General features: G+C 67.3%; 11 protein-coding genes. 7 read left to right on the top strand and 4 right to left on the bottom strand.

What is annotated here, in order from left to right; genetic code table 11:
- The first annotated feature begins 9 nt into the window (after positions 1 to 9).
- A complete protein-coding gene (locus AC1DIX_RS02885) occupies positions 10 to 276 on the top strand; it encodes a DUF5985 family protein (protein ID WP_477251519.1) in 267 nt (88 codons plus the stop codon).
- A gap of 70 nt (positions 277 to 346) precedes the next feature.
- The gene (locus AC1DIX_RS02880; RefSeq protein WP_442121401.1) at positions 347 to 619 is read left to right on the top strand and encodes a hypothetical protein; all 273 of its coding nucleotides are present in this window, start codon (positions 347 to 349) and stop codon (positions 617 to 619) included.
- Here the strand turns inward: AC1DIX_RS02880 and AC1DIX_RS02875 are convergent.
- Positions 616 to 1,446, bottom strand: a complete 831-nt coding sequence (locus AC1DIX_RS02875; protein ID WP_477321879.1) for a phytanoyl-CoA dioxygenase family protein — start codon at positions 1,444 to 1,446, stop codon at positions 616 to 618. The genes AC1DIX_RS02880 and AC1DIX_RS02875 overlap by 4 nt on opposite strands.
- 182 nt (positions 1,447 to 1,628) lie before the next feature.
- Here AC1DIX_RS02875 and AC1DIX_RS02870 point away from each other — a divergent pair, with 182 nt between their 5' ends.
- A complete protein-coding gene (locus AC1DIX_RS02870; protein ID WP_477321875.1) occupies positions 1,629 to 3,944 on the top strand; it encodes a hybrid sensor histidine kinase/response regulator in 2,316 nt (771 codons plus the stop codon).
- On the opposite strand, the gene AC1DIX_RS02865 is transcribed toward AC1DIX_RS02870, so the two are convergent.
- Positions 3,933 to 4,358, bottom strand: a complete 426-nt coding sequence (locus tag AC1DIX_RS02865; RefSeq protein WP_477321873.1) for an NUDIX hydrolase — start codon at positions 4,356 to 4,358, stop codon at positions 3,933 to 3,935. The genes AC1DIX_RS02870 and AC1DIX_RS02865 overlap by 12 nt on opposite strands.
- A complete protein-coding gene (locus AC1DIX_RS02860; RefSeq protein ID WP_477321871.1) occupies positions 4,355 to 7,702 on the bottom strand; it encodes a response regulator in 3,348 nt (1,115 codons plus the stop codon). The genes AC1DIX_RS02865 and AC1DIX_RS02860 overlap by 4 nt, the downstream gene beginning before the upstream one ends.
- Before the next feature lie 96 nt (positions 7,703 to 7,798).
- Here AC1DIX_RS02860 and AC1DIX_RS02855 point away from each other — a divergent pair, with 96 nt between their 5' ends.
- The 4 genes from AC1DIX_RS02855 (at position 7,799) to AC1DIX_RS02840 (ending at position 11,771) form a co-directional block, all read left to right on the top strand.
- Entirely contained in the window at positions 7,799 to 8,914 is a 1,116-nt protein-coding gene (locus AC1DIX_RS02855; RefSeq protein WP_477321867.1) for a mechanosensitive ion channel family protein, read from the top strand.
- Between the two features lie 126 nt (positions 8,915 to 9,040).
- Positions 9,041 to 9,367: a hypothetical protein gene (locus AC1DIX_RS02850; RefSeq protein WP_477321865.1), complete on the top strand. Its 327-nt coding sequence runs from the start codon at positions 9,041 to 9,043 to the stop codon at positions 9,365 to 9,367.
- A 337-nt stretch (positions 9,368 to 9,704) separates the two neighbouring features.
- Positions 9,705 to 10,859 carry a UDP-galactopyranose mutase gene (gene glf, locus AC1DIX_RS02845; RefSeq protein WP_442121408.1) on the top strand — a complete coding sequence of 385 codons (1,155 nt, stop codon included), beginning with the start codon at positions 9,705 to 9,707 and terminating at the stop codon, positions 10,857 to 10,859.
- A gap of 78 nt (positions 10,860 to 10,937) precedes the next feature.
- On the top strand, positions 10,938 to 11,771 hold the full coding sequence (locus AC1DIX_RS02840) for a metallophosphoesterase (RefSeq protein ID WP_477321863.1): 834 nt from the start codon (positions 10,938 to 10,940) through the stop codon (positions 11,769 to 11,771).
- A 60-nt stretch (positions 11,772 to 11,831) separates the two neighbouring features.
- Here AC1DIX_RS02840 and AC1DIX_RS02835 read toward each other — a convergent pair whose 3' ends face one another.
- Positions 11,832 to 13,103, bottom strand: a complete 1,272-nt coding sequence (locus AC1DIX_RS02835) for a lipoprotein-releasing ABC transporter permease subunit (protein WP_477321861.1) — start codon at positions 13,101 to 13,103, stop codon at positions 11,832 to 11,834.
- Positions 13,104 to 13,105 lie beyond the last annotated feature (2 nt).

The raw sequence follows: 13,105 nt of genomic DNA, 5'->3' as shown, positions 1-13,105 counted from the left end.
GTGACCGACATGCTCACCGGCGCCATCGCCATGGCCTCGACCGTGATCGCGCTGTTCTTCCTGCGGTTCTGGCGCAGCACGCGCGACCGCTTCTTCATGTATTTTGCCCTGTCCTTCGGGATCGAAGGCGCCCACCGCGTCTATTCGGCCCTGACTTACCAGGATGCCGAGGACTCGCCGCTGCACTACCTGGTCCGTCTGCTTGCCTATGGCCTGATCATCTGGGCTATCCTGGAAAAGAACCTGCCCCAGCGGAACAAGGACGGCAGCCGGTAGCGTGCGCCCGCCCCCCCTGCCCTGCGCCATAATCGCCCGACAGCGATCGACACGCATACAGGAGGAAGCGATGGCAGACCAGCAGAACCGGAACCAGGAACAGGGCCGGAAACAGCAGGGCCGGCAGAACCAGCAGCGCGCCACGCCTGACGAAAACGGCGAGCTCAGCCGCTCTGAAGACCTGCTTCCGGCCGGCGCCGCCGACAATACTGCCGACGGCCGCTTCGAGGTCGCCGAAGAAGTGAACATGGACCAGCAGTCGGACGCCACCCGCCGGGTCGGCAAGGTGCCCAAGGGCATCGCCTCCGATGCCCTGGCCGACTCGCTGAAGAAAGACGACTAGACCGTAACACCCATCCTCAGGCCTTCGATCGTATGGGCCTGGTAAATATCCTCGAGCGAGCTCACCACCCGGCACGTCAGGTGGGCACGCACCTCTTCCGGCAAGCGGTCCCAATAGGCCTGGGTGACTTGCAGATCGTGCTTGTCGGCGTTGCGGGCGTCCGGCGCATCCACGCCCAGCACGAACACGGGCCGCGACTGCTGCGAGCGGTTGGCTGTGCCGCGGTGGATGGTGAGCGCCGAGCGCGCGGAAATGTCGCCCACCCTCGGCAGCTTGCGCTGGGCGCGGGCTTCGTAGCGCGGGTAAAGCGACTTATCAGGGAACATCGGATCGCTGCCGGCAAGATCGTCCCACTGGGTGCCCGGTGCGATCTCGAAGGGACCGATCTCCTCGGTCACGTCGACGGTCGTGATGTTGAAGGCCAGCGAATTCAGGCGCCGCCCCACCAGGGTCGCTTCGGGTGCCGGAAAATCGCGGTGCCAGGGCTGGTGCATGGCGCCCGGGAAGGGAATGTCGAAACCCGTCTCCACCACCTTGTAGTCCGGGCCGAGCACGGCGCGGCACACGGCCACCACCCAGGGATGCGTGACCAGTTCGACGAAGCCGCGCACGCGCTCCGGATGCACCTCGACGTAATAACGCTGCGGGCCGCGCTCCAGGACACCGCCGGGGCGCGCCTTCGCTTCCGCGAACAGCTTCTCGATGTCTTCCTTCAGATGCGCCACCCATTCCTGCGTGAACGCGCCCTTGCAGGCGATGATGCCGTCGCCATACAGGCCACCTATGATGGCGCCCATGTCGTATCGTTCGTCGATTCCATTGCTCATGATTCTTCCTCCTGGGTCGCCATCCTAACGCCAAGCCGGCAAGCGGCGCGCACGGCCGATGGTTGACATTGGGTGGGACTACTCCTACATTGCCTAGACAATCGACTAGACAGACACTGCATGAACCCTGCGCCTCCTGCCAGCCCCGCCCGCCGTACCGCCATTGTCCCGCGGAGGCCGGCGTGAACCAGTCCGCGCGCGGCCGCGTCCTGTTCGTCTGCGACCGCCCGCAGGCCGATCCGGCCGTGGCCAGCGTCGCCGCCGAGCTCGGCTATGACGTACTGCGCGTGCGCAGTGCAGACGAAGCCCTCGAACACATCGCGCCGCCCGGCTTCGCCCTGATCCTGGCCGGCTATACGGACAAGGTGGACGACTTCGCCGCCTCCCTGAAGCGCCTGCGCGCGGCTTTCCCGCCAGTGCCGCTGGTTGCCGTCGGGCTGCCGCGGCAACGCGACTTCACGGTCGACCCGCTATACGAAGCCGGCGCCCTGTCGGTGCTGGAAGAGCCGATCTCGGTGCCGATCCTGAGGGCCAAGGCGCGCTTCTACCTGGACGCCTATGCCACCGCGGCCGAGCGCACCGGCACCGAGGCGGCGCTGGAGGAAACCCGGGCGCGGCTGGAGTCGACCATCGCCGCCGCCGAGGTGGGCGTCTGGAGCTGGCAAGTCGGTACCGACCGCGTGGTCGCCGACCGCCGCATGGCCGCCCTGTTCGGCCTCGGTCCGGAAGACGCAGAAGGCGCGCCGGTGGCGTCCTACTTTGCCGCCGTTCATCCGGACGACCGTGCTGGCGCCGAAGCCTGCCTGGCGGAAGCCATGGCCGCCGGCCGGCCGTACGAAGCCACCTACCGGGTGCGCGGACCGGAAGGCGACTGGCGCTGGCTGCTGTCCCGCGGCCGCATCGAAAGCAGCCGCGGTGACCGGATACTGCGTGGCGCGGTAATCGATATCACCATGCAGAAGCAGGCAGCCGAGCGCCTGCAGGCCAGCGAGGAACGCTACCGCACCCTGTTCGATTCGATCGACGACGGCGTCTGCGTGATCGAGATGCTGTACGACGAAGCCGGCGAGCCTTGCGACTACCGCTTCCTGGAGGTGAATCCGGCCTTCCTCGCGCAGACGGGGCTGGAGAATGCGGTCGGCAGGACTGTGCGCAGCATGGTGCCCGCGCATGAAAGCCATTGGTTCGAAACCTATGGCCGGGTCGCCACCACCGGCGAGCCGATCCGCTTCGTCGACGAAGCCGCGGGACTGGGACGCTGGTACAACGTCTACGCCGCCCGCGTCGGACCGGCCGGTAGCCGCAAGGTGGTGGTGCTGTTCACGGACATTACCGAGCGCCGCCTCACCGAACTCGAACTGCGCCGCCTTGCCGACGACCTTGCCGAACAGGACCGCCGCAAGACCGAATTCCTGGCGACCCTGGCCCACGAGCTGCGCAACCCGCTGGCGCCGATCCGCAGCGGCCTGCAGCTGATGCGGCGCGCCAAGGGCGACCCGGCCGCGCTGGCGCGGGTGCAGGACATCATGGACCGCCAGCTCGACCACCTGGTGCACCTGGTCGACGACCTGCTCGACGTGGCCCGCATCACGCGCGGCCAGATCGAGCTGAAACCGGAATGGCTCGACCTCGACGCGATGGTGCGCGCCGCGGTCGATACCAGCATGCCGCTGATCGAGTCCTCGCGCCACAGCCTCGACCTGCGCCTGCCGGCCGAACCGCTGCACCTGTACGCCGATCCGATCCGCCTGACCCAGGTGATCAGCAACCTGCTCAACAACGCCGCCAAGTACACGCCGCGCGGCGGCGCCATCCTGGTCGCCGCGGAGCGTGACGGCGACCAGGCCGTGATCGTCGTGTCCGACAACGGCATCGGGATCCCGGCCGAGTCGCTGGAATCTGTATTCCGGATGTTCACCCAGGTGCCGCACCCGACCCAGCGCGGCCAGGGTGGCCTCGGCATCGGTCTGTCGCTGGTGCGCAGCCTGGTCGCCCTGCACGGCGGGACCATCACCGCGGCCAGTCCCGGCATCGACGCCGGCAGCGTGTTCACGCTGCGCCTGCCGCTGGCAGGCATGGACCGACCGGCGCTGCCGGAGGCACGGGTAGCGGCGGCGGACGAGCCGGGCGCCTTGCGCCTGCTGGTGGTGGACGACAACCGCGACGCCGCCGAAACCCTCTCCGCCCTGCTCGGGATCATGGGCCACACCGCGCCGATGGCGGCCGATGGCCACCAGGCCCTGCGCATGATCGCCAGCCTGCGCCCGCAGGTCGTGTTCCTCGACATCGGCATGCCCGGCATGTCGGGCTATGACGTGGCGGAGGCGGTGCGCGCCGATCCGGCGCTGGACGGCGTCAGGCTGGTGGCCCTGACCGGTTGGGGCGGCGAAGCCGACCGCGCCCGTTCCAGCGCGGCGGGCTTCGACGCCCACCTCACCMAGCCGGCGACGGTGGCCGCGATCGAGGCCGTACTGGCGCGCCTGGCCTCACCAGCCTAGGCCCAGCAGCCGCTGAGCCATGCGCGGCCAGCACAGCTTCGCGACCTRCTCGCGCGTGGCCCAGCGGAAGCCGTCGGTTTCCGGGGTCGGCTTGCCCGTCACGTGGTGTGGAAAAAAGCTGCGGCACACCAGGTGCCCGAGGTCGGCCAGTTCGTCGCCCACCTCCACCTTGTACAGGTGTAGGCATTTGTCGCGCCGGTAGTCGAAGCGGCCCAGGTCGACGAAGCGCTCCGGATCGAAGGCCAGGCCGGCCTCCTCCCACAGCTCGCGCATCGCCGCCGCCAGCGTGCCTTCGCCCGGGTCCTGCAAGCCTTTCGGGATATCCCACTTCGGGGTGCCGGTGACGTGGCAGATCAGCAGGCGGCCGGCGCCGTCGACCACCAAGGTGCCGCAGGAGACCGCGAGTTCGCTCATGGCAGGCCCCGCGCGGCGGCGGCCAGCGCCTGCTCCAGCGCTTCCAGGCTGACCGGCTTGGTCAGGTGCTGGTCGAAGCCGGCTTCCTGTGACTGCCGCTGGTCGCTCTCGGAACCCCAGCCGGTGAGTGCGATCAGCACCACCTTGCGCAGCAAGGCGCTGCGGCGGATCTCGCGCGCCACCTCGTAGCCACTCATGCCGGGCAGGCCGATGTCGAGGATGACCAGGTCGGGCACGAAGTCGCGCGCCGCCTGCAGGCCCTGCACGCCGTCGTGCGCCACCGTGGTGGTGTGGCCCAGCACCTCCAGCAGCGCCACCAGGCTGTCGGCGGCATCCAGGTTGTCGTCCACCACCAGCACCCGCAGCGGGCTGTCGGCCGCACTTTCGGCGGGCAAGCCGTCCGCGGCAAGCAGTGTCTGCGCATGCGGGGTGCCGGGACGCAGCGGCAGGCGCACCGTGAAGGTGCTGCCCTGGCCGCGGCCGCCGCTGAAGGCGCTCACCCGACCGCCGTGCAGCTCGACCAGGCGCCGCACCAGCGACAACCCGATCCCGAGGCCGCCCTGGGCGCGGTCGAGGCTCCCGCGCACCTGGGTGAACATCTCGAACACCGAACCGATGCTCTCCGGCGGAATGCCGATGCCGCTGTCCGCCACCGCGATCACCGCGTGACCGTCCTCGCGCCGGGCCGACAGCGCAATGCGCCCGCCCGCCGGCGTGTACTTGGCCGCGTTGTTCAGCAGGTTGGACAGCACCTGCACCATGCGTGTGACGTCCGCCTCCAGCTCCAGCGGTTCGGGCGGCAGTTCCACGCTCAGGTTGTGGCCGTGGGCCTCGATCAGCGCGGTGCTGGTCTCGACGGCGGTGGCGACGATGGAGCGCAGCAGCACCGGCTCCTTCTTCAGCTCGATCTTGCCGCGCGTGATGCGCGCGATGTCGAGCAGGTCGTCCACCAGGTGGATCAGGTGGCCCAGCTGGCGGTCCATCATGCCGTGCACACGCTCGGCGGCTTTCGGATCGCCGGGCGCCAGGCGCAGCAGGTCGAGGCCGGTTCGGATCGGCGCCAGCGGGTTGCGCAGTTCGTGCGCCAGGGTCGCCAGGAACTCGCTCTTGCGGTGATCGGCTTCCGAGAGGTCGGTCGCGACCCGGCGCAGCTCGTCCTCGGCGCGCTTCTGCGCCGTGATGTCGCGCGTGATGGTGGCCAGGCCGATGTTCTGGCCATTCGCGTCGCGCACCGCGAAGCCCTTGAAATAGACCGGGATCGGTTCGCGCCCCTCGGGCTGGGCCAGGCGCAGCTCGCCCTCCCATTCGGCCTGCTCGCCGGTCAGGGCCGCCATCATCTGGTCGCGCACGAAGCCGCGGTCTTCGCGTGGGAAGAAGTCCAGCATGCGCCAGGCCGCGATATTCGTGTCCGCCGTCAGGCCCGCCATGCGGCGCCCGGCCGGGTTCAGGTAGATGCCGCCGGCGTCCGGCGTGAAGATGCCGATGAAGTCGGAAGACTGTTCGGCCACCGCGGCCAGGCGCCGGATCCCTTCCTCGGCGCGGCGGCGGTCGGTCTCGTCGCGGAAGTAAAGCGCCAGACCCTCTTCGTCACCGGTGCCGGGCGACTCCATCGGGAAGGAGTTGATCTCGAACCAGCGCGCCTCGGCCTCGTCGTAGACTTCGATGCGGCTGCGGGTGCGCTCGTGGGCGCTGCGCCGCAAGGCCTGCTCGTCCGGGCCGCCGCGCAGCTCGGGGAACAGTTCCCAGAACTGGCCGCCCACCAGGTCTTCGCGGCGGCGCCGCGTCTGCGACTCGAAAGCGCCGTTGGCATAGGTGATGCGCCACTCGCGGTCGAGGGCGACGAAGCCCTCGCTCATGCTCTCCAGGATCGCCCGCGAACGGTGTTCGGCGGCCTGGCGCTCGGCCGCCTCGTGGCGTTGGCCGATCACCAGCGAGGCGGTGTTCGCCAGCAGGGCCAGCGCCGATTCCTCCTGCGGCGCGAGGTGGCCGGCATCGCGGTAATACAGCGTGAAGGCGCCCAGCACCTCCCCGGACGGCGCCAGGATCGGCAGCGCGCGGCTGCCGCCCAGGCCGTGCTCGAGGGCCAGCTCCTGGCGCCCGGTCCACAGCGGATCGCTGGCGATATCGTCGGTGGCGACGGCCTCGGCGCGCCAGGCCGCGCTGCCGGCGGCGGCGGCGACAGGGCCGATGCGCACGGCGTCGATCGCGTGCTGGAATTCGAGCGGCAGCGAGGGTGCGGCGGCGTGGCGCAGAAATTCCCCGTCACCCGACATCAGCTGCACCGAGGCCAGCGCGGCACCGCCGCTGTAATCCTCGGCGGTGCGGGCCAGTACATCGAGCACGTCGCCAAGCGGGGCGTCGGTGACGGCCAGTTCGAGGGCGCCGCGCTGGCCCACCGCCAGCGCATTCGCACGGGTTCGTTCGGTGACGTCGATCCCGTGCAGCAGCACCCCGGACACCGCGCCGTCCGGATCGCGCAGCGCCATGCAGACGAAGTCCAGGAAGTGCTCGTCCAGCCCGGCGCGCGGCGCCGAGGCGCGCAGCAGCAAGCGCGCATTGCTGGCGTCGACCGCTTCGCCGCTGCGGTAGACCTTGTCGATCAGCTCGACGAAGTCCTGGCCCTCCAGCTCCGGCATCGCGGCTTGCAGCGGCTGCCCGGCCAGGGAACGGCCGCCGGCCAGTTCGACGAAGCGCTGGTTGGCCATGTCGACCACGTGGTCCGGGCCGCTCATCACGCACATCAGGGCCGGGGCGCGCTGGAAGATGTCGCGCATGCGCTCGCTGGCCGCCTCGATCTCGCGGTAAAGGCGGTCGCGGTCGGCCTGGGCCCGGCGCTCCGTGCGTTCCAGCTGCTCGTCGCGGTGCCGGATGGCGGCCTGGTGGCGCTCTTCCTCGATGCGGGCGAGTTCGGCTCGCTTGCGGTACAACTCGATGAAGACGCCGGTCTTGGCCCGCAGTACCGTGGTGTTGAAGGGCTTGGTCATGTAGTCGACCGCACCCAGCGCATACGCGCGCTCGATCGGGAACTCCTCAGCGTCGCCAGCGGTCAGGAAGATGATCGGCAGCGCCTGGGTGCGGGGATGCTGGCGGATCAGCTCCGCCAGCTCGAAGCCGTTCATGGTCGGCATGCGCACGTCCAGCAGCACCACCGCGAAATCGCGCGCCAGCACTTCGCGCAGCGCGGCCTCGCCCGAGGTCACGGAAACGAGTTCCTCGGCCAGCCCGGCAAGCGTTGCCTCCAGCACCGCCAGGTTGGCGGGCTGATCGTCGACGAGGAGGATGCTGGTATGGTCGTTCGCCATGCGGAAAGGACTGTTGCGGGCAGGATGATGCAAATAAGGCAATGTATGCTCCACGCTTCCGAAAGTCAATTGTGCGCACCTCAGCGCCGGGCGCCCCCAAACTAGGACGGGTTTCTCGAATGTCCCCGGAGTGTATCGATGCGTGTTCCCGACCTGGCCCACCTGCGCCAGCTTGATTTCCTTGGCAATTCCCTCGAAGACTGGGCGCTGGCCCTGCTGGCCACGGTGCTGGCGACGGCCGCCATGGCCACCGTGCGCGCCCTGGTGCTGCGCCGCATGGCCGCGCGCTCGGCCGCGACCGAGACCAGGATCGACGACCTGGTCGTCAAGATGCTGTCGCGGACCTATCTCCTGTTCATCGTCGCCTTCGGCATCTATTTCGGCAGCACTTTCCTGGAGCTGAGCCGGCCGCGCGCGCTGTTCGTCTCCCGAGTCGGCGTGGCCGCCCTGCTGATGCAGGTGGCGGTCTGGGGCGACGTCGGCCTGCGCGCCTGGCGCAACCAGCTCTACCAGGCCCAGGACAGTACACGGCGCAATTCCAGCGCCATCCTCGGGTTCAGCCTGCGCCTGACCCTGTGGGTGATCGTGTTCCTGATGGTGCTCGATAACTTCGGCGTCAACATCACGGCCCTGGTGGCCAGCCTGGGCGTGGGCGGCATCGCGGTGGCGCTGGCGGTGCAGAATATCCTCGGCGATCTCTTCGCCTCGCTCTCGATCACCCTCGACAAACCCTTCGAGATCGGCGACTTCATCATCGTCGGCGAGGTGCTGGGTTCGGTCGAGCACATCGGCCTGAAGACGACCCGGGTGCGCGGCCTGGGCGGCGAACAGGTCGTGTTCTCGAACGGCGACCTGCTGAAAAGCCGGATCCACAACCACAAGCGGATGGAGACGCGGCGGGTCGCCTTCGTGCTGCGCATCGCCTACGGCACCAGCGAGGAGCTGCTGTGCCGGGTGCCGCGCATCATCCGCGAGATCATCTCCGCCAAGCAGAACATCGACTTCGAGCGGGCGCATCTCTTCCAGTGGGGAGAGTGGTCGCTGAATTTCGAAGTCGTCTATCACTTCCGCAGCCCGGACTACATCCTGCACATGGACGCCCAGCAGGACATCTTCCTGGAGATCTACCGCCGTTTCCAGGAGGAAGGTATCCGTTTCGCCCATCCGCTGTCGATCGTACGCCTGGCCGATCCGCCGTCGGTGCTGATGCAGGCCGCCACAGGGACGCCGCCCGGAGCTTCCTGGCGGCATTAGTCAGCCAGACTCTTCCTACAAGCCTGCCATGGCATCTCCTATAGCGCACGATATGCGGGTTGCATAGAATGAACACATCTCCTCTGACGAGGATTTCATGGCAACCATTCATGAAGGAGAATGATCATGGCACAAAACAACCAGCAAAACGGCAATCAACAGAATCGTAACCAACAGGGCAGCAAGCAGCAAGGCGGCAACCAGCAGAGCGGCGGCCACAGGATGGACCAGGATCGCGAGCTATCCTCGCAGAACCTGGACCGGGACAGCCAGCAGGGTAGCCGGCAAAGCGGGCTGCAGCAGGGCAGCCAGCAAAGCAATCGCCAGGTCAACCAGCAGAGTGACGATTTGCTGAACGATAATAGCGTGGACAATTCCTCGAATATGCGCGGCGGTTCGTCGCAACAGCAGACGCGGCCCGGATCGCAGGGCAGCAAAAGCGACAAGCGCTGATCTTGCCTGACGCGCTACACCTTCGACTGCCGGCCCTGCCGGCGGTTCTCGTTTACAGACCAAAATTGTTGTGATGCATCACAGCAAGTCGCCCCGTCCATCACTCCATCCATACCCCTTCCGCCGCATCCAATTGTGCGATGCCGAATGGGTGATCGATGATATATTTTTGGCACGATATTGAACGCCGCGCCCCACGCAGGGCCGGCCGCGCATGCTGCCTGTGCCTGTTTCCTGTGCACTCTGCTCCGCCCCATGTTCACGTCCTGCACCCAAGCATCAGGTCTTGCGGCCGCCGCAAGCCTGCGGATTCAACTCAACAGTTAGGATAAAACAGATGAAAAAAAATATCGCCATCGTCGGCGCGGGATTCTCGGGAGCCGTGATCGCCAACCAGCTCGCAAAGGCGGGCTATAACGTCGAAGTCTTCGAGTCCCGTCCCCATGTGGCGGGCAATTGTCATTCGGAACGTGATCCGGAAACCGGTGTCATGGTCCACGTCTATGGACCGCACATCTTCCACACCGATATCGAACGCTCCTGGGAATTCGTGACGCGTCACATGGAGTTCATGCCCTACGTGAACCGCGTTAAGGCGATCACCAACAATGCCGTCTACACCCTGCCGATCAACCTGCTGACCATCAACCAGTTCTTCGGAAAGACCATGCGTCCGGCCGAAGCCCAGGAATTCCTGGCCAAGCTGGGCGACAAGTCGATCGAGAACCCCACCACCTTCGAGGAACAGGCGCTGCGCTTCGTCGGCCGCGAGCTGTACGAGGCCTTCTTCAAGACCTACACCATGAAGCAGTGGGGCCTGCACCCGAGCGAACTGCCGGCCAGCATCCTGAAACGCCTGCCGGTGCGCTTCAACTACGACGACAACTACTTCAACCACAAGTACCAGGGCATGCCGAAGGACGGCTACACGGTGCTGGTGGAGCGCATCCTCGACGTCCCGGGCATCACGGTGCACCTGAACACCAGGTTCGACCCGGATTCGAAGGTCGACTACGACCACGTGTTCTACAGCGGCCCGATCGACTCCTGGTTCAAGCATGCCGAAGGCCGCCTGCCCTACCGCACCCTGGACTTCGAAGTCTTCCGCGCCCAGGGGGATTACCAGGGCAACGCCGTGATCAACTACTGCGACGATGCCCAGCCCTATACCCGCATCACCGAGCACAAGCATTTCTCGCCGTGGGAGCAGCACGAAGGCTCGATCATGTACAAGGAATTCAGCCGCCAGTGCGAAGAAAAGGACGTGCCCTACTACCCGATCCGCCAGGCGCGCGAGAAGGCCCAGCTGGAGCGCTACGTGAACCTGGCCAGGCAGGAAGAGAACGTGACCTTCGTCGGCCGCCTCGGCACCTACCGCTACCTCGACATGGATGTCACCATCAACGAGGCGCTGAGCACCGCCGATACCTTCCTCGACGCCGCGCAGAAGAACGCGCGCATGCCGGCGTTCGCGATCGACCCGCTGGCCTGAGCGCCGCGGCACCCGGTGCGCCGCGCCTGGCTTCCAGCCGGCGCATCGGCTCCGCGTAACGGCTATACTGGTCCGATCATGCGAATTCAGCTTTTTTCGGACCTGCACCTCGAGCGCGACCCCGGCTTCGAACCCCTCATCCACCCCGGCACCGACGTGATCGTACTGGCCGGCGACATCGGCTCCTACCAGGCCAGGTCGCGCCTGCCGGACGAAGATTTCGGCCTGGCGCGATTTTCCCCTCGACGCCATGATTTCGGCGCCGCCAGGGTGCTCTACGTCCCCGGCAACCACGAATTCGACGGCCTCGAACACGACGACGCTTACGAACGCCTGCAGCGCGTCTGCAATGTCCTCGGCATCGAATGGCTGGACCGCGAGACCATCGTCGTCGGCGGCGTGCGCTTCATCGGCAGTACCTTGTGGAGCGACTTCGACGCCCTCGCCGGCCAGGAGCGGGAATTGACCAGGCAGCTGCAGGCGCGCGGCAAGGCCTTCCGCGCCGCCAACTACTACCTGAGCAAGAACACCACCTTCCGCAAGGGCGAGCCGGTGCTGGCCGAGCAACAACGCGAGATGTCGCTGGCCTGCCAGGAATGGCTGCGCGCCGCCCTCGCCGCGCCATTCGACGGCCCGACGGTGGCCGTGACCCACTACGCGCCCAGCCTGCGCAGCGCAGACCCGCGCTATGGCCTCACGCCGGGCACGGCCGGCTTCTGCAACAGCATGGATGCCCTGATTCCCTGGGCCGACATCTGGATGCACGGCCACCTGCACTGCGCCAACGACTACGTGGTCGAAGGCGAAGCCGGGGGCCGGCCGCGTGCCTGCCGCGTGGTCGCCAATCCGCTCGGCTATGCGAACAAGGGCGAGCAGGCGGCCTTCCAGCCGGAGCTGGTCATCGAGGTGTGAGGCAAAACATCCCGCGGAGCTTATCAGCCGCAAACCGCCGAATGCGCGCGGAATCTCACCTCATTCGTAGCGCAGCGCCGCCGCCGGCTGCAGGCGCGCCGCCGACCAGCTCGGATACAGGGTCGCCACGAAGGCCAGCAGCACCGCGACCCCGCCGATGCGGCCGACATCGGCCCAGCGCAGGTCGCTCGGCACTTCGCTGATGAAATAGATGTCCTTGGCCAGGAACTGCACGCCGAACAGGTGCTCGATGGCGGGCACGATCACGTCCACGTTCAGCGCGACCAGCACGCCGAACAAGACCCCGAGCAGGGCCCCGAGGATGCCGACCAGGGTGCCCTGGATCACGAAGATCCGCATGATCGAGCTCGGCGAGGCGCCCAGGGTGCGCAGGATGGCGATGTCGGCCTGCTTGTCGCGCACCGTCATCACCAGGGTCGAGACCAGGTTGAAGGCGGCCACCGCGATGATCATGGTCAGGATCACGAACATCATGCGCTTCTGCGACTGCACCGCGGCGAACCAGGTGGCGTTCACGCGGGTCCAGTCGCGCACCATGAAGCGCTCGTCGAGGCTGCGCGCCAGCTCCACCGCCACGCGCGGGGCCGCGTACATGTCGGCCAGGCGCATGCGCAGCCCGGTGGGCGCGCTCAAGCCCTGCAGGCTCTCGGCATCCTCGATGTGGACGAAGGCCAGGGCCGAATCGAACTGGTAGTTACCGGAATCGAAGACGTCGGATACCGTGAACACCCGCTGGCGGGTGGCGATCTGCCCCGGCTGGCCGGAGGTGCCCGGCGCGGCCACCAGCAGGCGCACCTTGTCGCCGGCCTTGACCGCGAGCGAGCGTGCCAGCTCGCTGCCCAGCACGACGTTGTTGGAACCGGCCGTCAGCGACGACAGGCTATGCGACTTGGTCTGCTGCGCGATCTCGGACACCGCCGCCTCGGCTTCCGGCAGCACGCCGCGGATCACCACCGGCTTCATGCTGTCTTCGCGCAGCAGCATGCCCTGCAGCTCCGCGAAGGGCGCGGCGGCCTTGATTTCGGGGTTGCGCAGGGCCTGCTGTTCGAGCGAACGCCACTCCGGCATGGCGCCGTCGGCGGCAATCACTTCGACGTGGGCCAGCACCGACAGCATGCGCGCGGTAACCTCCTTTTCGAAGCCGTTCATCACGGACAGCACGACAATCAGCGCGGCCACGCCGAGGGCGATCCCGGCCACGGAGATCAGGGAAATGAAGGACAGGAATCGGTTGCGGCTGGCGCGCTTGCCGGCGCGGGTGTAGCGCAGGCCGATCAGCCACTCGTAAGGCAGACGGTGCAGGATACTCATCC

It is taken from the genome of Massilia sp. 05N420 (assembly GCF_056397205.1).
Note: the sequence above shows the minus strand (reverse complement) of the source record. Positions and strands in the feature narration are given on the sequence as shown.